Raw genomic sequence first — 18,069 nt, forward strand, 5'->3', positions numbered from 1 at the left:
TGAAGGGGCTTACGGCAGCAAAGGGCGCAGAAAGCTGCGCTCGTAGCTGACGATGAACTTCTTCTCGACCAGACTGGCAACCAGTGCCGTGCTTTCCGGGTCGGTCATGGCGATGTGCCGATAGCTTTCGTAATCCGCCAGCGACGGAAAACTGAACAGGCAATAAGCGATATTGCTCGCGCCTTCGGACGGCAAAAAATAGCCGTGATGGGTGCCGCCCAAGCGCTCGACGATGCCGAGCCAGGCCTTGGCGTAGGCCTCGAACTCAGGCAATTGGTAGGGATCAATGACATATCGGACGTGGCAGGTAATCAAACGACGCACTCCTTGTTCGGGTTATTCCTGCAGGGCTGTACCGACTTTGTCCGAGGCCGACCAGATGCGGTAACGCACCTCGACGTCCGACGGCGCATACACCACGACCGGCAACTTGCTGTTGTAACGCAGCATGAAGCCGTCACCGACGACAGGCACGAAGGCGCGTTTCTTCTGGCTGCCGGGCGGGCAGGCCATCATCGTGCTCATCGGCCCGATGACTTTTTCCAGGCGATAGAACGGATAACCCCAGCCTTCAAGATTCTTCTCATCGAGAACGCCGCCCAAGCGCTGGCGGTTGCAGTCCACTTCAAGAGTTTTGCCGGCGAGAATTTCCACCTGAAAGTTCTCTTCCTGCTCTTGCTTGGGCAAGTGAATGACTTGGCGGGTGAACCCTGCTTCAGCCTTCGGGTACGGCGCGACGTCTTCAAGCTTGGCGGCGTGGGCGAGGGTGGACAGGCTGGCGATGAACAAACCGGTGGTCGCGTAGACGCGTAAAGAACCCATGGAAGCCTCCGTGCGGGTGTAGGGTAGATGACGGGCATTCTTACCGTCATGGGCCGTGATTGCAAACCAGCGTCGAGTTGCAAATTGCAGTGCTGGCAGGGGCGATTCTTGCAATTTGCAAATAGCCAAATACTGGCACCGCCGCCAAGTGCTTGATTTTATGAGGGTGAAAACCAGCCGATGAAAGGCACGCTTTATGCGTCCTTTCAGTGCGGCGCACCGGACTTGGGCGCCTACACTCCAATGGGCATTTCGCAGTACCACCGCTTGTCGCACCAGGGAAACAGCGGGGACACACCCGTGCAGGGTCAGCAACGGTCAGCGTGAATACTTGATTGGCATCTCACAGTAAGGAGAGGGTTTCGCCATGTTTCTGTCTGCCTTGGAACTACGCAACATCATTGAAAGCAGTTTTTTGCCGAAACGCTGCCAGTGCACGCTGTCGCCGGACTTGTCGATGACCGTCAAGGTTTTCGGCGATCACCAGACCGATCAGGTCGATCTGCTGGTCAGTGGCATCGACGCCAGTCACCTCAATGGCTGTCGTGAAATCAACGAACTGATCGCCGGGCTGCGATCGGATCTGAACCAGCAAACTGTGCAACATCACTACAGCCCACGCTCCAGAGTCGTCTAACGCACCGTTTCACCCAGTTCGACCGTCACGCGCCGGGCCTGCACAAAACCAAGGCCCAGCGCGAACTCGACCAGCACCGCGAGCAAAATCCCGGGGCCGGCATGACCGTTGAGCCATTCCGCAAAGCCCAGCACTGCCAAACCAAAACATCCGACGATAAACCCGTTGCTCAGCGCATTGCGCCCCAGCGACGGCGGTGCATTGCGCACCAGATAAAACATCACCCCCAACGCCGCAAACAGCACCGCACTGCGCCGCGCGACAAATCCTGCAGCGTCGGAATACTCGATACTCCAGATCGCCAACAGCCTCTCCGGGAAAACGCCCCAGGCCAGCGCCAGCAAAAAACACAACGAACATGTGAAGCCCGACAACGTGCGAAACGACAACTGCATGGCCAATCCTTGCGGCAGTGAGGAGGGCTCCGAGCATAACCGCCGAAACTCCCCACGCCTACCGCCAACCCGCAAATCAGACGTTTCTGTCAGTTCTGGAAGTTGCACGCGTCAGACAATTTCCGGTAGCTGATTTCCTCAGGTCTACCAGCGTTGTCGATGTACTTCATGTCGGCCGTGACCACTTTGCACAGTTGCGTTGGTGGCTCGGTCAACGACACCACTTTGGCCACATGCAGTGGCATGCCGTACTCATACGGTACGGCTTTGGACGTGGCAGAGGTGTCATTGGCCTGGGCCAGCCCGGCAAACGCGGTGCAGACGAGGGCGGCAGTGAGCAATAAAGGACGAATGTTCATGGAAGGACTCCCGAGTGACGGTTCTAGCGTTCGGCGTGATTCACCCGAACCTGCCGCACCGGGCAACAGCCAAAATGGCTGAGGGCGTGCGGTTCAGTAGAGTTTTTGACCACGGCGTTAAGGGATGGTTAACCGGGCTGAACGCCGGCTGTCAGGGAGTGGGTGGTTTTCTTAGGGATGTTTGGCGAATTCCTACAAAGGCTGGTGCCTTGTCTGCTTTCGGCGGTTGGAGCGGGGCGGTTATTGTCGGTTGCCGCTGCAAAATCAGTGGTTCGGGTTTGGTCACCTGAGAAAAGTTCATTGCATATGTGCCATCATTTGCACCGCTCGGATTACCTAATCCGTGGAGTGCATTGCAGTGGCGGCTGTGTGCAGGACGCCTTCGGGCGAGCTGAGTTTTGAACTGTTCTCGGTTGACCAAGCCTGTACACGGCCGCCTCCCACCGTTTGGTCACGGCTATGGCGGTTACCCTCTAATACAGTTGAGTAATCAAAATGCCAATAATTAAACCGCTTCAAAACCGCTATCTCCCCCTCAGCAGCAACGTCACCGAAACCCCGACACTGCTCATCGACACCCAAGCCAACCCGAAGGACATCCTCGAAGCCGCCGTCCAGCGAATCCGCGCCGCCGCCGACCTGCTCGAAACCCTGCATTGCCTGTGCTTCAAGCACGCCGACGTGCAAGACATTCCACACATCACCCATGCGCTTTACCTGCTGACGCAGGATGGCAATGATCTGCTGCAGGTGGCGCAGCAGGAGATGTTGAGTTGGAAGGCGCCGGTTTGATGAGAAATTGATATGACGCAGCCACGGGACGGAGTGAGAAACGACCCGTGTTTCAGCGCGGTAAGGATTCCGTTGAGTGAGGACGCGGATCCAGCACCGTCGATGCCCACACCAACTCGATACGATTGTTCGGCAGAAAATAGACATGCAACGTGTCATCGCCACGGTTGCGTGAAGGCAAGTGCACTTGCACTTCGTGTCTTTCGATCTTCATCCCCTGATCCTCTTGAGCTTTAGACATGCTCAGAATCCACGCAACTTTAGCGGTGTTGCCATCGATGCTCCAACAGCAGGTCACGCCTCCGTTACCGCCCCAGTGACCATTTACCCAATAGCTGCCGATGGGACGATCAGTGTAGTTGTGGGATGTAAGGGCAGCACCGGGCGTACGAACACGGTCATGAATAAGAGAAGTCACAAAAGCGGCTAGCAGCACTGTCGCGCAGATCAATATCTTCGAGCGACTGGACATGGGCGTCTGACTGAATCGCATATTCTTACTGCGCCTCACTGGTTTCCGAAACAGCTTTGGTTGGTCGGGGTTCAAATGGGCTAAACAAGTCAGGACTCCATCCGAGCCGTACTTTATTACCCGGATCAAAGCGCACATGCAGGTACTGATCGTGTGGGCCACGCTGGGGAAGCAAAAGCTGAACTTCATGGTGCTCTTCTACCGCGCCCTGTATTTGCTGCTGTTTGGTCATGTCCAATATCCAGGTGACTTTGGCTGTGTCTCCCTCAAATTTGGAGCAGCACATAATCCCACCGCCGCCGTTGGCAAAAAGGTTCCCACCCCAAAATCCATTGACCCAGAAACTGAAAATCGGTCGCTCCATATGGTTTTCCGAAGTCACCATTGCACCTGGCGTGCGGAACAGTGCGAGGATTTGGGGGGTGGCGTAGCTAAGCAGCAATACCAGTACAGCTAGGGCTATTCGTCTTCGTCGCCATATTCGTTTTCGACGTGCGTCCGCAGCAATATCTATCAAATGACTAAAATTCCAAGGTAATAGGTTACATTCCGGCTTTATGCCTGGAGAGGACTTTACCGATCGCGAACCGATGAGTCACACTTCAATTTTTCCTGGATTAGAATCAAGAGGGTTGCTTTAACTTGGATATAGTAAGCTTATGAGGAGGCTGCACATGCCGCTACCAAGCTGAGGATCTCCAACATTTAATCAAACAGCGAGACCACGCTCGCGTTCCAAATCAATCAATCTTGTCGTTGGACCATCCGCTTCCAGTCGTTCAGTCACGACAGTGGGCCAACGGTTACGCGAACGACGCTTTGCTCTTTCATAAATAAAGTCTTGAATCTTGTTTGATGGATAGAAGACTATATTGTTTAGTAGCATTAAAAGATCAGTGCCAGTTAAGTAATTGCTTCCATCTCCAGCTTCTTTTTTTTCACGAATGATTTTTCTCCATGCACCTAAGTATTCAGATTGTTTTAAGTTTAGGTCTAACTGGCTTTTTACAAAGTCATCCGATTCGCTATGAGCTCCAGTGTGGTCGAACCATGGGCCGTTGTTCATATAAGAGCGAATGTATTCCCAAAATCCTTTCTGCATTTCTAAAGACTTTCCCGCCGGCGTACCAATGCTCACCATAATTTCGTTTTCAGGTTCTCCCAGGCGCTTCATTAATACTTCAAGCGAGGCGTTTCGGATGCTCCCAGAATAAAGGCCAGCCATGTCGAACTCGCAAGCTACAGCCTCTATTCCCTTCCAAGGAGTATGATAGAGCTCTCCTTCGTTGTCGAAATAGACTTCCTGTGTTCGTCGATTGAAAATTATGGGAAGCGGTAAAGAGCGTCTTGTTTCGATGATGATTGGAACAATGAACAACGGTATCCCGAAAAGTAACATCCAGCCCACTCCGTCCCACTTGCCCAGTAAAGCCATCCAAACGCCAATGATGAGTGCAATCAGAGCTGAAACTCCCCCGAGAAGTCCGCTAAGCAAGCCGCGGTTTCGATCACTGCCAACTTTTAGTGAAAGATAGTGTTCTGTGTGTTCATCAGTTATAAAAAGCTCAAGAGGGTGCTCCCCCGTAGACTCGTCGTCACTAAGAACTGCGGTAGGAGCATCACCATATTTCGCCATAATTTTTTCATTGCCGTTCTTAAAGCCATGCCATTTCCTTGACTTCGATGGGCGGTAGTGCGTGCCTTCAAGTAAGGAGTAGTAAGCTATTACCTTTCGGTTTCGTGATCATAAGTCAAACAGAAAAACCGCGCTCGCGTTCTAAGTCTATGAGTCTAAGTGTGGGGCCGTCTTGATGTAAGCGTTCTGTAACTATTTCTGGCCATAAGTTTCGTGTTTTTCTCTGTGCATAATTGTATGTGAAGTCTTGTATGGCATTGGTTGGAAAAAAAATTAAATGTCCAATAAACATAAAAGCGTCAGATGCAGTTAAGTAGTTAGAGTGTCCGGATTTGACTTTTTTATCTGTGATCGTTTTTTTCCAGTATCCCAAAAAGTCTGACGGTCTAATATTGCTCGAAAGCGTTTTCTTTATGAATTCATCGGATTCTGCGTGGTTGCCATTTTCATCAAGCCATGGGCCATTATTCATGTAGCTGCGAATGTATTCCCAAAACCCTTTTTGCATATCAAGTGTCTTGCCCATTGGGGAGCCCAAACTAACCATAAGAGCATTTTCAGGGTCGCCTAGACGTTTTACTAGTATTTCGAGAGAAGCGTTATTTATACCGCCCGTATAAATGCTTGTCATTTGAAATTCACACGCGATAGCTTGAATGTTGTCCCATGGCGTATGATACAAATCACCATTTTGATCAAAATAAACTTCTTTTGTTCTGCGATTAAATAATACAGGTAAAGGCAGTGGTTTTCGCGTTTCAAAATAAAACGGAATAAGGAACATGGTCGCGGCAAGGAAAATACAAAGGCCTACAAGATCCCAACGGCCTTTTATGATCATCATAAATGCCAATGCAATACTTGCGAGAGATCCTACGCCTGCCGCTATACCTGTTATACCTCCTCTATCTGCATCTCCTGCCATCTGTAACGTTAAGTAATTCTCTGTATGTTCATCGGTGATAAATAGTTCGCATGGAGGTTGTCCGGTGCTCTCGCTGGCTTTCAATACGACGTTCGAAGTGTTGCCGTACTTCGACGCTGCCTGGGCGATAAGCTTTTTTATATCCATGCTATTTCCTTGATGTCATTTGCCTGAATAGCCTCACTGGCGTTAATATCCTAGCTTATCAGGGAAGAACGAGAGAGGCGGGTGGTTGGCCTTCCACGTTTTTGCGAGCTCTTTTGCTTTCCCTATCTGCTCTGTTGACAGGTTTTTTTCCACTTCTGGCAAAACATCGTTGACATTGTTTATTACGTTTCCACCACCATCAAGCTCTAGTAGATTTGATAGTAGCGCATATGACGTCACTGGGTCTGAGGTGAATCCGTATTTTGGTTCAACTTCGCCTATATAAGACGCATAACCAAAAACCGCTGATACGTAGCCTGAATCTGCAGCTTTTTCATTCCAAGTTCTAAACGATGAAAAGTCGGCTTTTTCAATCCTGGCAGCGGCAAATCCCATCATAGCTGGAGGATAGCCATTCTCTGCAGACGCTTTCATCCACTTTTCGATTTCATCTGATCTTCTGGAGGGCAGTAGGAATACTCCGCCACCTTCTTGATATTTAGTCGCTAAACGAAATTGCGCCAATGCGAAACCTTTTTCTGCAGATTTTTCTAACCATTCATCGTTCCCTGTTATTTCCCATAACAAGTACATAGACTCAGCATTTCCATGAGATGCCTGATCAGTTGCAAGCTTCTTAGCTTCATTCATCCAGCCTTCAGGCGATTGCTCAGAGGGGGAACAATTCTTCATGGTTACGCATAAGTCTTGGTCCTCTCTTCCGAGCCGGATCATAGAATAAATATTGCCTTTTTTTGCTGACTCCTCGTAAGCTTTTTGTGCTTCCTGAGTCATGTATCTGTTATTTTTTCTTATTGATTCGCCTAGGTAATAGAGTGCCTCATCATCGCCACCATCAGCGGCGATCTTCAAAAAATCAATCGCAGAAATGGCTTTGTATTGATTGTATAGCTCGATGCCCTTTATTTTTGCCCGAGATTGTTCATGCGTAAGCGCGAATGACTGAGTTGACCCTAGGGCTAACAACATCATCGCAGTGGTCATCAGTTTCATTGGTGTTTCTGCCGAGATTACGGAAGGTGGTTGCTTCGTCCGGGATGTTAAAGGGTGGCAGCCCACCACGATGAAATCCGAAGTGCGACACCCTGAAAACACGAGAAAATCGAATCAGTTACTCAGTTTGTCGGGGAAGAACGAAAGCGGCGGGTGAGTGGCTTTCCAATCTTTAGCAGCTTTTTCTGACTCTTCAATTTGAGTTTGTGTCATTTTTTCACGAATTTCTTCACATTTTCGCTCAACATATCTTCCGATTCCACCGCTGTCATCAAGTTCTTTAAGCAATGTAAATAGAGCGTAGCCTTTAACTAAGTCTAACGGGTAACCAATTTTGTCCGGTGTATGTGCTATGTAAGCGCCGTAATTACTTATTGCTGCCTGGTCACCGGTTTCTGCTGCAATTTTAAGCCAATGACGAAGGCCCTCCATATCCCCTTCTTCGAATAAAATTTGTAGATAATCCATCATAGCTTTCGGATATCCACCCTCCGACGAGAGCAAAAGCCATTTTTTTACAGACGCATCACGTTTTCCTCGGATCAAGAAAAAGCCTTCACCCTGACGCTCGCTGACCGCCATCCAGTACTGCGCGAGCGGGTATCCCGCGGTTGCGGATTTCTCTAACCACTCACGATTCAGAGTGATTTCATACATTAGATACAAGGACTCGGGATCGCCTTCCTGCGCCTTTGGTAGAACTAATCCTTTAGCTTGTGCAAACCATTCCGCTTGGGTTTTCTTGAATGGAGGGCAGTTGCCAATCTTCTGACAAAAGTCATTTTTGTGTCGGCCCAGTTGAATAATTGCATAAATATTGTCTTTTTCTGCTGCCTTTTCATACCAATGTTGCGCTTCTGGCGCCATGTAGCGACTTTTTTTCGAATGATTTCTGCTAAGTAGTATTGAGAGTCGGAATTTCCATCGTTGCTTTCAATTTGGAGTTGTTGAGTCGCTGCGTTTATTCTAAGTTGATTGTATAAGACCAGTCCTGAAGCTTTTTCGGGTTCGCTCTCTGCCGCTAGGCTTAGATCTACCCAAAAAAATATAACAATTAATAAAGGCCGCATAGAAAATTTAGACACTACTATTGCCTGCCTAGTTTTTCCGGGAAAAAGGAAAGTGGAGGATGTGCCGCTTTCCATTCTGAAGCAAATTTCTCGGCGCGCACAAGTTGTGCTGGAGTCATTTTCTCTGCAATCTCTGGAAGTACTTCATCTACATAAGATTGCATCCCTCCACCTTCGTCTAGTTCCTTCAGAAGTGAGGTTATCGCATATCCTTTTACCACATCAAATTCGAATCCGAACCTTTCAGGAGCATGTGCTAAGTACGCGCCGTAACTGGTGACGCCGCTCTCATATCCGCGTTCGGCGGCGGTTCTAATCCAATGGCGAGCGGTTTCAAGATCACCACTATTTTCATGTAGATAGGCCGCATACTCCATCATTGCGCGGGGATTTCCACCTTCGGCCGATGCTTTCAACCAATTACCGACGGATGCGTTGCGCCTGCCCGGAAGGAAGAAACCTTCGCCTTGTCTATCGCCAATAGCCATCCAATATTGCGCTGTTGCATTTCCAGCAAGCGCTGATTTTTCCAACCAGCTACGATCTAACGTTATTTCATACATAACATACATCGCCTCAGCGTCACCGTGTTCAGCCCTAGGCTGCGCTAGATCACGTGCATTACGAAGCCAATCGACTGGAGCTTTAATAGGGTTTGGGCAGTTGTTCATCCTTTTACATAGATCATCACCACTACGCCCTAACTGAATCATTGCGTAGTAGTTCCCTTGCTTTGCAGCAGCTTCGTACCATTGCTGCGCTTCAGCAGTCATGTACCGGCTTCGCTTTCGAAGTGCCTCGGCAAGGTAGTACTGGGAATCAAGATTTCCCGAATCGGCCTCCTTTTTTAGCTCGGGAATCGCCAAGCCTAACTTTAGCTGGTTGTATAACACCACTCCCAGGGTTGATTCATTTGTTTGCGAATGTGCTGAGCTGTTTGCAGAAAGAGCGGCAATCAGCATTGCTAAAATAATTCTAAATGCTCGCACTGCTGTTAATAACCTAGCTTGTCAGGGTAAAACGAGAGAGGCGGGTGGTTGGCCTTCCACGTTTTTACGAGCTCTTTTGCTTTTTCTATTTGCTCTTTTGACATGTTTTTTTCTATGCCAGGTAATGTGTCATTGACGTCTCGTACTACATTGCCTCCACCATTAAGTGCCAGCAGGTTTGAAAGTAAAGCATATGATTTTATTGGGTCGAATGCGAAACCGTATTTTGAGTTTTCTTCGCCTATGTAGGATGCATATCCAAATACACCTTCTACGTAGCTCGAGTCAGCTGCTTTTTCGTTCCAGTTTCTGAACGAGGCTAAATCATTTTTTTCGATCATGATTGCGGCTAACCCCATCATTGCAAGTGGATATCCATTTTCAGCAGACGCCTTCATCCATCGTTCGATAGCTTGGTTGCGTCTCGAGGGTAGTAAAAATGAACCACTTCCTTCTTGGTACTTCGTCGCCAAACGGAACTGCGCAAGTGCGAATCCGTTCTCTGCTGATTTCTCCAACCAGTCATCGTTGCCTGTCATTTCATATAACAGATACATTGATTCGCTATCTCCCTGCGTTGCTCGTTGAATTGCAAGGCTTTTAGCTTTAATTACCCAACTGCTAGGAGAGTCTTCACCTGGTGGACAGTTATTCATGGTTGAACACAAGTCGTCTTCAATTCTCCCAAGGCGAATCATAGAGTAGATATTCCCCTTTTTTGCGGAGCTTTCGTATGCTTTTTTAGCTTCCGGAGTCATGTGGCGGTTATTTTTTCTTAACGCTTCGCCCAGATAGTAAAGCGCCTCATCATCTCCGCCGTCAGCGGCGGTTTTCAAAAAATCGATCGCAGAAATGGCTTTGTATTGATTGTAGAGTTCAATGCCCTGGATTTTTGCCTGAAACTGTTCGTGCGTAAGAGCAGATGACTCAGTTGCTATTATAGTTAACAACGTTAACGCTGCAGTCATCAGTTTCATTGGTGTCTTTATCGAACTCATGGGTGGTTGTTTCTTCTCCGCGAAAGAAAGGGCGGCGGTTAGTCTTCGATTAATATTCGGCGGGCCGCACCTCCCTAAAGAAATACCAAGAAATCGGAGTCAGTCGCTAAGTTTTTCGGGGAAAAAAGAAATCGGTGGATGGGTGGCTTTCCACTCTTGCGCAACGATTTTTGACTGTTCAATTTGTTGTGGTGTCATTTTTTCAGCAATTTTTTCAATTTTACGATCAACATAATCTTGCACTCCACCGCTGTCGCCGAGTTCCTTTAACAAAGAAAAAATAGCGTAGCCTTTAACTAAGTCCAGTGGGTAGCCAACTTTGTCAGGAGTATGTGAAATGTACGCTCCATAGTTGCTCAGAGCTGATTGTTCGCCAGTTGCTGCGGCCACTTCAAGCCAATGCCGAGTGCTCTCCATTTCTCCTTTTGCATACAGTGTTTCTAGATATTCCATCATTGCTTTTGGATTGCCACCCTCGGAAGAGAGTAGTAGCCATCTTCTTACTGATGCATCGCGTCCTCCAGGAATGAAGAAGTAACCTTCACCTTGTCTTTCACTTACAGCCATCCAATATTGCGCGAGTGGATATCCTGCATTTGCAGATTTCTCTAACCACTTATGATCCAAGGTGATTTCATACATTAAATACAGAGATTCTGGATCGCCGTCATTTGCCTTCGGCAAAGTGATCTTCTTGGCTTCCACGAACCACTCGGCTTGAGTTTTTTTAGCCGGTGGGCAGTTTTCCATTATTGCGCAAAGATCGTTTTTTGCTCTGCCCAACTGAATCATTGCGTATACGTTTTTTTTCTCTGCTGCCGACTCGTACCATAATTGTGCCTCTGGAGTCATATATCCATTTTTCTTTCGAAGAGACTCGGCAAGATAATATTGCGATTCAATTTCGCCTTTTTTCGCTTCTTCCTTTAATTGCGGAATGGCAGCGTCTATTTTCATCTGATTATAAAGAACAATTCCGCGTTGTTCACTATTCAGCGTGACCGAAGATGCACTGGCAAAATTAACGCTGCACGGTAATATTGAGGTTAAGCTCAAGCTAAACAGTAGAGCGATTTGATTTAGCTTTATTTTTGCAATTCTGTTCATTGGTAGCCTTTCAAATAGGGAGTCGCTCCGCTAGGGGAGTAGTTTGGTTCAGGGATGTAATTTGTTTTGCAGTATTCGACCAGGTTTGCGCCAAGTAACTTTACATGGGATTTGTAGTTTTCGCGCGCTTCAACACCCGTATCATCAAATAGGCCAAGTACACTCTCAGCCATAAAGCTATCCAGTATTGTCCGGTTTTTGCAGTACTCTTGTTCTCCCGCCTGCTCTTTTATACCAAATTCATTCATGGACATGCAGGCGAGTTCAAATTGACTTTGGGCTTTGTCAATAGTGTTGGTTTTCTTTGCGTTGTCGACTATCCAGCGTGAAATTCTTTCTATAGCTTTTTGCTGAAGAACGTGAGCTTGGGGTTGGCTATATACGCGTCCCTTATCAGATATTCCATTGTCCTCAGAGGAGGCTACCGTAATTTTAAATGCTTCAGGTTGGCTTATAAGCGTTCTGAGTAGTGGACCCAGTGCGCTAGGGATTGCATTAACGATCCACTCTTCGAGTTCACTTTGGTTTCTGTAATTCATGATCGTGTGTGCAATCGGACCACCCTTGCCACTACGAGTCAAAGCCTGATAAAGATTCATCACAACATCCCAACGCAGCATATACGCCATCGTCACACTCAACCCGGCAGCGCCCAATGCGTTTAGCGCAGATGCATATTCACCCGCCTCAGGCTCCATCCACTCGACTTTACGGCCTTTAGTCTTATGCAACTCTTTGCGATACAGGTTGATGAGGTCAACTACTGCCTCATAACCAACTTCGAATTTAAAGCTACCGTTAGCACCAGGACCCAGCACTACCGCCGCTTTCAAGTTCAAAATAAACCGCCCCTTATCCAGAGACACCTGCGCCGTTCCCTGAAAGCCCGCACCTAACGCCACCCCAACGGAGCCGCTCAGCTTGGCCAGTGTCAGCCATGGATTCGCGCTTTTCGCGTCTTTAGCGCTGCCAATGCCCATCGTTGGCGCGGTGCGCAGGGCGACGCGTTCTTTTGGCGGTGCCCAGTTCAGTACTCCAGTGAGTTCGATGGCGGCTTGCAAGCCTCCAAACACGTTGAAACTGGCTTTTGCGCCGTTTTCGACTTGCACTTTGGCGAAGCGTCCGCCTCGCAGTTGATCTGTGCTCTTGGAATCGGCGTAGGTGCCGGATTTCGACTTGTGTTCAAGATCGGGAGTAGGGCTGTCGTCACCGCTGTCGGCTTTGGCTTGCTTGGCGGCGGCGTGATCGGAGCGTTCTTCTTTTGCCGAAGCATCTTCACGCTGTGCGCGTTTTACCGGGCTCAGTGACGCCCCATACTTGACGTTACCGAAGATCGGGCTCAACTCGACGCTGCCGGCTAACAGCAACGATGCGCCGGCGTAACCCCATGCCTTCACACCAAAGTGGAAGGAGAAGCGGCCGAAATTCATTTTTTGCGGGCTGCCGTCCAGCAAGTAATCAAGCGTGATTTCTTGAGCACTGGTTTTGGCAGGCATGTCGACTTTCATCAACTGAACTTCGCCACGGGCCAGGTCCAGGCTCAAGCCCATCTCGCCCGATATCTGGAAGCCCTCGGCGGCGGACATTTTCGGGCCTTCGAGCTTTACTTCACCGTGAATGCTTGGCTGGGGCGGTGTCAGGCAGCGGACCAATTGCGCCTGAGGGCTGGCATCAAACAGTCTTACTTTGCCGCGCACACTTTTCTTGAAAACCAGTTGCTGAAGGTGTTCGCCCCAGTTGGTAAGGGTCGCGTCGTCTTCCAGTTCAGTGACCTCATAGCCTTGCTTTTTCAAGTAAGCATAAAAGTCTTTGGCTTTGAACCAGCCTTTTTCATCGAAACAGTCGCCGACCTGATCGCTGAACTTGATGGCGCCCTGATCTAGAAGCCATTGGCGGAACGAGTTGATTTCACTGTTTTTATCGGAGCCTTCGGTAGCGTCCGCAGGCAAACTTTTACCTACCTTTTTTATCGCGCCGGCTGCTTTTTCGAAATCCTCTTTCATGATCTTTTTTGCGTCTTTCAGGTTCGCCATGCTGAACCAGCCCAAAGGCGTGCCTTTGGCATCCGAAAGACTGACTTCACGCAGCGGAAAGCCCGGTTTCACCATGCGGTCGACCGGTTTTGGCTGGAACTCTTCCGGGTCCCAAATCAGATAACGCGCAGGCTTGCTGTTGCTGACATTGCTTTGGGCTTTTGCTTGAAGGTCGTCTTTGATCTTTTGCAGGCTATCCCATTTGGTCCGTTCCACATCAACCAGGCCCGCCGGCGCTTGGGCATTCTGGCCTGTTGCCTCGATCCAGCGTTTGTATTTTTCCTGAAGCTGCGCTGTAACTTCCGCCTGCTCTTTCTCGGTATCCAGATACAGTTTGAACTGCTCAATGCCGGAAGGAAGGCCGTCACTGATCAGCGCGAATTCTGGAAGTGCAATGCCATATTCAGACGCTTTGATAATGGATTCAGTGTAAGCATGGTAATCAAGCGCCTCGGCGTTTTTGTAGAGCGTCAAGACATACCCGACCAGATCGGCGGTGCAGTCATTCATGCCGCTGCAGATGTTTTCGTAGCTTTTTTTCTTTTCCGCCAAGGCTTTCGCAACGTCTTCCAGCGGGACTTGCTTGAAGTCTTTGTTGCCGAGGAGTTTCTTGCGGGCTTCCAGATAGGCTTGCACCCGTGCGCGCGCTTCAATCGCCTCTTTGGAGTAAAGCGAGCCGCTTTCGTAGGTGTAGCCTTCCAACTTCGCAGCCGCTACTGCTTCTTTTTTCAGCGCATGCCATTCGGCCCTCCGCTTGTAAAAGTCGGCATAGGCTTTGTGGACGTCCTGGTCAGTAGCCAGGTCTGCCGTTAGACGGTCCATGCGCGATTGCGCGGTGTCCTCTTGTGGAGACTGTGCAGGAGCTGCTGCCGGTTTGTTTCCGTTAGCTTCGTTTTGCCTCTTTTTGGCGGTGGCGGGATCGATTTCGATCTCATCCCCCATCGCTTCAAATTCTTCCATACGTGTACGCTTCGCGCCCGTGAGGAAGTTGCTCAACTTGGGTTCAAGGAAGTATTCCAGCAAACCCGATTCCTGCAGCCCATTTAGGCGTGCATCACGTGGTTTGCTGGGGGCAATCATTTTATCCAGCGCGAACATCGATTCTTTGATGGCAGACTTTGCCCGCTCAGGGAGCAGCCAGAACTCTTGCTCCTCAGTGGCATAAATCGCGCTGGCAAACTTTTTAGAACACGGAGGTGCGTGGGGTTTGAAGTTCTTTGAACTCTGATCAGGAGCGTCCTTGACCGGATCCAGTTCAACCAGATCCTCAGCGGAACACTGAGTGGCGGCTTCCGGGGTTGCCTGCGCAGGCGCTTGAGGCGCTGCGGGCGATTGAGCGGCAGGCGCGGCGGTCGCTTGAGCGCTTTTTGGCACGCTCAGGTTCCAGCCGACTTTGACGTTATCCGCATTTGTGATGAAGGGGTTGAGCTGGCGAAGTTGCGCCACGCTGCTGTTGTAGCGCGAAGCGATCTGGCCCAGGGTTTCGCCGGGCATGACGGCGTGATTCGTGATTTCCATGGTGATTCCGTTCTGTTGTCGCGTCGCCCTAACGTTGGGCGACGGCGGCTGATTCCAGGAGCCGATCTACTTTGATAAACGACTCGTCCTTAGATTGCAGGATCGCCATGATCTCAGGCTGTGTCTCAAATAGCGGACCGTTCACGGCGTGGCCAAGCTTGAGCAGGTGATCACCGTCATAAATATTGCTTTTGAGCAGCAGGTCGAGGTTGTCAGCGATATCGTTCAGGCGCTCATCGTCTGGTTCTTCAAACGCTGCGTATTCCTCATCAATCCAATAAACCCATCCCAGGCGCGCTTGAACTTGCGCGGCTGCCTCGGGAAGGTTGAACGCCGCTTTGTCACCAAGCCACGTCGATTCCTCGTTGGCTTTCCAGGCCAACCATGGACCGCGCTGCTGACCGAAATGTATCGGCGCAGGGCAGTAGACGGCGTTCCAGCAACCAAGCAACTGGTCGAAGGTTTTCCCAGCTGTATAAGTCAGCGCTGCCCACAGACTCGGTTTGTGAAAGCTCAACAAGCTCTGCCCACCGGAACCGTCATTGGCTCTGAGCAACCAGCGCGCATGAGCCAATGCTTGTTCAGGATCAGGTGTTGAGATTGCAATTCCCGAAAAGCGTTCCTCACAAAGTTTTGCCGCTACGTTTGCCACTTTGCTGCCCCGAGGAGCCACCAGCCACAACGGGCCATCAGGAATCTCTGCGAAGTCAGTGCCGAAAAACAGCCCTTGGGAAACCACCGGTTCGCCTACTCGGTAGAGTTGACTCAAGGCTTCTGGCTGGAGTCCCTGGTCAATGATGAAGCAGAGCGATTCGCTCGCAGCCGGCAGGTCCGAGAAGTTGTAGCGAGGCTCTGCGAGCAGAGCGCTCAGCGCTTTTACATGCATGTGCAATCCTTACGGCTGCAAGCGCCGTTACTCTGTTTTCCGCACAACGGTGTGATGCCAGACTCATTCAGACGGGCGGGGAGTGGTGCTTTACCAGCCTTGTCCGCATCCGCCACTTTCATCGGTCCCGGCAGCAATGGTGCCGCAGGCGTCCCAACCCCAGGCGAGCCGCCAGTGTTGACCTTCACTTCGGCACCGCTGATGGTCACGCCACCCGCATCGACCTTGACGAAACTCCCGCCAGCCTTGGCCGTGAGCTCCATTGCGCCTTCGACCACAACCTTCTGGCCGGCGTAGTAATGGATTTCTGACCCAGCCTCGACAAACTGCGCAGTCCCCACCTTCAAATGCTGCGTCACACCCACGGTCAGGTGATCATCCGCCCGCATCTCGCTGATGCGATCCAGATGCGTAATCCGGTGCTCTTCAACCTTGAACTCACTCAGCGTATTGGCTTCAACGGTGTCATGCCGTTCGTTGCCGACGCGAATCTTCTGGTCGTGCTCAATGTTCTCATCCCAATCGCGCTGGGCGTGGATGTAGATCTGTTCAACGCCTTTCTTGTCTTCGATGCGGAATTCGTTGTAGCCCTTGCCGCCCGGTGAACTCAGGGTTTTGAAGGTGCTGCGGGTTTTATTGGCCGGCAGGTCGTAAGGGACGACGTTTTCCTTGTGGTACAGGCAACCGGTGACCAGTGGCTGATCGGGGTCGCCTTCGAGGAAGGTGACGAGGACTTCCATGCCGATGCGCGGGATGGCGATGCCGCCGTACGCCGCACCGGCCCAGCCGCTGGCGACGCGCATCCAGCAGGTGGTTTTGTCGTTGGACTGACCGTCGCGGTCCCAGTGGAATTGCACCTTGATGCGGCCGTACTGGTCGCAATGGATCTCTTCGCCTGCGGGGCCGGTGACGACGGCGGTCTGGCTGCCGAGGACTTTTGGTTTCGGGTGTTCAAGGGCAGGGCGGTAGTGCGCGTCCCATGGGGTGGCGAGGAAGCTGTTGCGGTAGCCCTGGTGGAAATCGCTTTTGTTGTCGGTGACGTCACTGGTGACGTTTTCGCCGAGCACTTGCGGTTGTTTGCCTTCGTGGAAGACTTCCAGCAGCAGCCACAGGTCGTTCCATTCGGCGCGCGGGTGTTCGGCGAGGGTGAGGAAATGGCCGCTGGTGAGGGTCGGTTCGTCACCTTTGCCTTCGGCGAGTTTGTAGTCGCTGCGATGACGCTCGAGGGCGCGGGTGGAGAGGAATTTGCCGCGCTCGCGGGTGGTGAAGCGGCCGGGGTAGTCGTAGTCTTCGAGGTCCGGGGCGAACTCGGTTTTGACCGCGCCTTCGGGGAGGATTTTCGGTTTTTCGAAGTCGTAATCGCGGCGGCTGACGCGGGTGGTGCGGGTTTCCAGGCGCAGGTTGAAGCGTTTGATCACCGGTTTTTCGGCGGCCATGCCGGAGTCTTGCTGGTAGCTCACGGCTTTGAGTTTGCGGAACACGGTCTGGTCGTCGCCGAACACCAGTTTGTGGCCGCTGCTGCTGTGCTGGAAGTGGAAGTGAATGCCTTCCTCTTCGCACAGCCGCTGGATGAAATGCAGGTCGGATTCGTCGTACTGCACGCAGTATTCGCGCTGCGGGTACTCGGCACCGAGCTGGAAGCTGTAGGCGTCGGCGAGAATGCCGCGATCTTCAAGGACCTGAGCGATGATCTTCGGCACGGTCAGTTGCTGGAAAATCTGCTGATCGTGGTTGTGCCGCAGGTAGGCCAGTTGCGGCACCAGGCTGAGGCTGTAACGGGTCAGAGTCTTGCCGGAGTCGCCTTGCTCGATGCGATACACCAAGCCGTGGATCTTGCCTTCGCCGGTCGGGCCGAAGGTCAGGACGCCGGGTTTGTGCAGCAGCTCTTCGAGTTTGAGGTCGGGGCGGGCGCAGACGAGTTCGAGGTCGAAACGGAACGGTTCGTTGAGGGCTTCGCGACCGGTGAAGCTGAGGACTTGCAGGTCGGCGTTGGCGCCTTCAAGCGTGAGGGTAATGTGGGTTGCGTTGGCGTCCAGCATGCCTTGAATTCCGTCCATTGAATAAGCAGGAGACGGATGATGGAGGATTAAGCAGCCTCGTTCAAGGCGCAAAAGCCGTAGGTCTGGCAGGTTTGCGGTATAGGGAAAACCCTTAGGTGAGGTGTTTCGTCCAATGAAATCGGCCGTTTGTCACGAATTGGCACTCATTGCCGGCGACTTTTCCCACGACCCCGGGTTGAAGAATCATCAGTCAGATACAGACTAAAGTC

At 51.0% G+C, this 18,069-nt stretch carries 18 protein-coding genes; 2 read left to right on the forward strand and 16 right to left on the reverse strand.

The genetic code is table 11. The features are described from left to right. Positions 1-9 precede the first annotated feature (9 nt). Complete coding sequence (locus tag QZR14_RS00800) at positions 10-315, reverse strand: NIPSNAP family protein (RefSeq protein ID WP_064362707.1); 306 nt, start codon at positions 313-315, stop codon at positions 10-12. A gap of 21 nt (positions 316-336) precedes the next feature. Next, positions 337-822, reverse strand: a complete 486-nt coding sequence (gene eco, locus QZR14_RS00805; RefSeq protein ID WP_110719216.1) for a serine protease inhibitor ecotin — start codon at positions 820-822, stop codon at positions 337-339. A gap of 367 nt (positions 823-1,189) precedes the next feature. On the opposite strand from eco, the gene QZR14_RS00810 reads away from it, so the two are divergent. Continuing rightward, entirely contained in the window at positions 1,190-1,459 is a 270-nt protein-coding gene (locus QZR14_RS00810) for a DUF1652 domain-containing protein (protein ID WP_007912157.1), read from the forward strand. Here the strand turns inward: QZR14_RS00810 and QZR14_RS00815 are convergent. Both QZR14_RS00815 and QZR14_RS00820 read right to left on the reverse strand, forming a co-directional pair. Beyond that, positions 1,456-1,854 (reverse strand): hypothetical protein, encoded by a 399-nt coding sequence (locus tag QZR14_RS00815; protein ID WP_026000451.1) that lies wholly within the window; start codon positions 1,852-1,854, stop codon positions 1,456-1,458. The two genes, QZR14_RS00810 and QZR14_RS00815, sit on opposite strands and share 4 nt — an antisense overlap. An 89-nt stretch (positions 1,855-1,943) precedes the next feature. Then, the gene (locus QZR14_RS00820; protein ID WP_311995610.1) at positions 1,944-2,213 is read right to left on the reverse strand and encodes a DUF2790 domain-containing protein; all 270 of its coding nucleotides are present in this window, start codon (positions 2,211-2,213) and stop codon (positions 1,944-1,946) included. Between the two features lie 495 nt (positions 2,214-2,708). Between QZR14_RS00820 and QZR14_RS00825 the strand changes: the two genes are divergently transcribed. After that, complete coding sequence (locus QZR14_RS00825; protein ID WP_311995611.1) at positions 2,709-3,005, forward strand: hypothetical protein; 297 nt, start codon at positions 2,709-2,711, stop codon at positions 3,003-3,005. Positions 3,006-3,057: 52 nt separating this feature from the next. On the opposite strand, the gene QZR14_RS00830 is transcribed toward QZR14_RS00825, so the two are convergent. The 12 genes from QZR14_RS00830 to QZR14_RS00885 form a co-directional block, all read right to left on the reverse strand. Continuing rightward, the gene (locus tag QZR14_RS00830) at positions 3,058-3,615 is read right to left on the reverse strand and encodes a DUF3304 domain-containing protein (RefSeq protein ID WP_311995612.1); all 558 of its coding nucleotides are present in this window, start codon (positions 3,613-3,615) and stop codon (positions 3,058-3,060) included. Further along, positions 3,503-3,862 carry a DUF3304 domain-containing protein gene (locus QZR14_RS27970; protein WP_311995771.1) on the reverse strand — a complete coding sequence of 120 codons (360 nt, stop codon included), beginning with the start codon at positions 3,860-3,862 and terminating at the stop codon, positions 3,503-3,505. Before QZR14_RS27970 ends, QZR14_RS00830 begins: the two co-directional genes overlap by 113 nt. Before the next feature lie 324 nt (positions 3,863-4,186). After that, on the reverse strand, positions 4,187-5,113 hold the full coding sequence (locus QZR14_RS00840) for a hypothetical protein (RefSeq protein ID WP_311995613.1): 927 nt from the start codon (positions 5,111-5,113) through the stop codon (positions 4,187-4,189). Positions 5,114-5,228: 115 nt separating this feature from the next. After that, positions 5,229-6,185, reverse strand: a complete 957-nt coding sequence (locus tag QZR14_RS00845; protein ID WP_311995614.1) for a hypothetical protein — start codon at positions 6,183-6,185, stop codon at positions 5,229-5,231. 42 nt (positions 6,186-6,227) lie between these two features. After that, the gene (locus tag QZR14_RS00850) at positions 6,228-7,199 is read right to left on the reverse strand and encodes a tetratricopeptide repeat protein (RefSeq protein WP_311995615.1); all 972 of its coding nucleotides are present in this window, start codon (positions 7,197-7,199) and stop codon (positions 6,228-6,230) included. 114 nt (positions 7,200-7,313) lie between these two features. Continuing rightward, entirely contained in the window at positions 7,314-8,066 is a 753-nt protein-coding gene (locus QZR14_RS00855) for a tetratricopeptide repeat protein (protein ID WP_311995616.1), read from the reverse strand. A gap of 220 nt (positions 8,067-8,286) precedes the next feature. Beyond that, positions 8,287-9,231 carry a tetratricopeptide repeat protein gene (locus tag QZR14_RS00860; RefSeq protein ID WP_311995617.1) on the reverse strand — a complete coding sequence of 315 codons (945 nt, stop codon included), beginning with the start codon at positions 9,229-9,231 and terminating at the stop codon, positions 8,287-8,289. A gap of 32 nt (positions 9,232-9,263) precedes the next feature. Further along, positions 9,264-10,235, reverse strand: coding sequence for a tetratricopeptide repeat protein (locus QZR14_RS00865; RefSeq protein ID WP_311995618.1), 972 nt, complete (start codon positions 10,233-10,235; stop codon positions 9,264-9,266). Positions 10,236-10,355: 120 nt separating this feature from the next. Further along, a complete protein-coding gene (locus tag QZR14_RS00870; RefSeq protein WP_311995619.1) occupies positions 10,356-11,363 on the reverse strand; it encodes a tetratricopeptide repeat protein in 1,008 nt (335 codons plus the stop codon). Continuing rightward, positions 11,360-14,914, reverse strand: a complete 3,555-nt coding sequence (locus QZR14_RS00875; protein ID WP_311995620.1) for a LysM peptidoglycan-binding domain-containing protein — start codon at positions 14,912-14,914, stop codon at positions 11,360-11,362. The genes QZR14_RS00870 and QZR14_RS00875 overlap by 4 nt, the downstream gene beginning before the upstream one ends. A gap of 28 nt (positions 14,915-14,942) precedes the next feature. Beyond that, positions 14,943-15,800 carry a DUF4123 domain-containing protein gene (locus QZR14_RS00880; RefSeq protein ID WP_311995621.1) on the reverse strand — a complete coding sequence of 286 codons (858 nt, stop codon included), beginning with the start codon at positions 15,798-15,800 and terminating at the stop codon, positions 14,943-14,945. Then, positions 15,791-17,839 carry a type VI secretion system Vgr family protein gene (locus QZR14_RS00885; protein ID WP_311995622.1) on the reverse strand — a complete coding sequence of 683 codons (2,049 nt, stop codon included), beginning with the start codon at positions 17,837-17,839 and terminating at the stop codon, positions 15,791-15,793. Before QZR14_RS00885 ends, QZR14_RS00880 begins: the two co-directional genes overlap by 10 nt. Positions 17,840-18,069: the final 230 nt, after the last annotated feature.

It is taken from the genome of Pseudomonas sp. rhizo66 (assembly GCF_031931925.1).
Taxonomy (GTDB): domain Bacteria; phylum Pseudomonadota; class Gammaproteobacteria; order Pseudomonadales; family Pseudomonadaceae; genus Aquipseudomonas.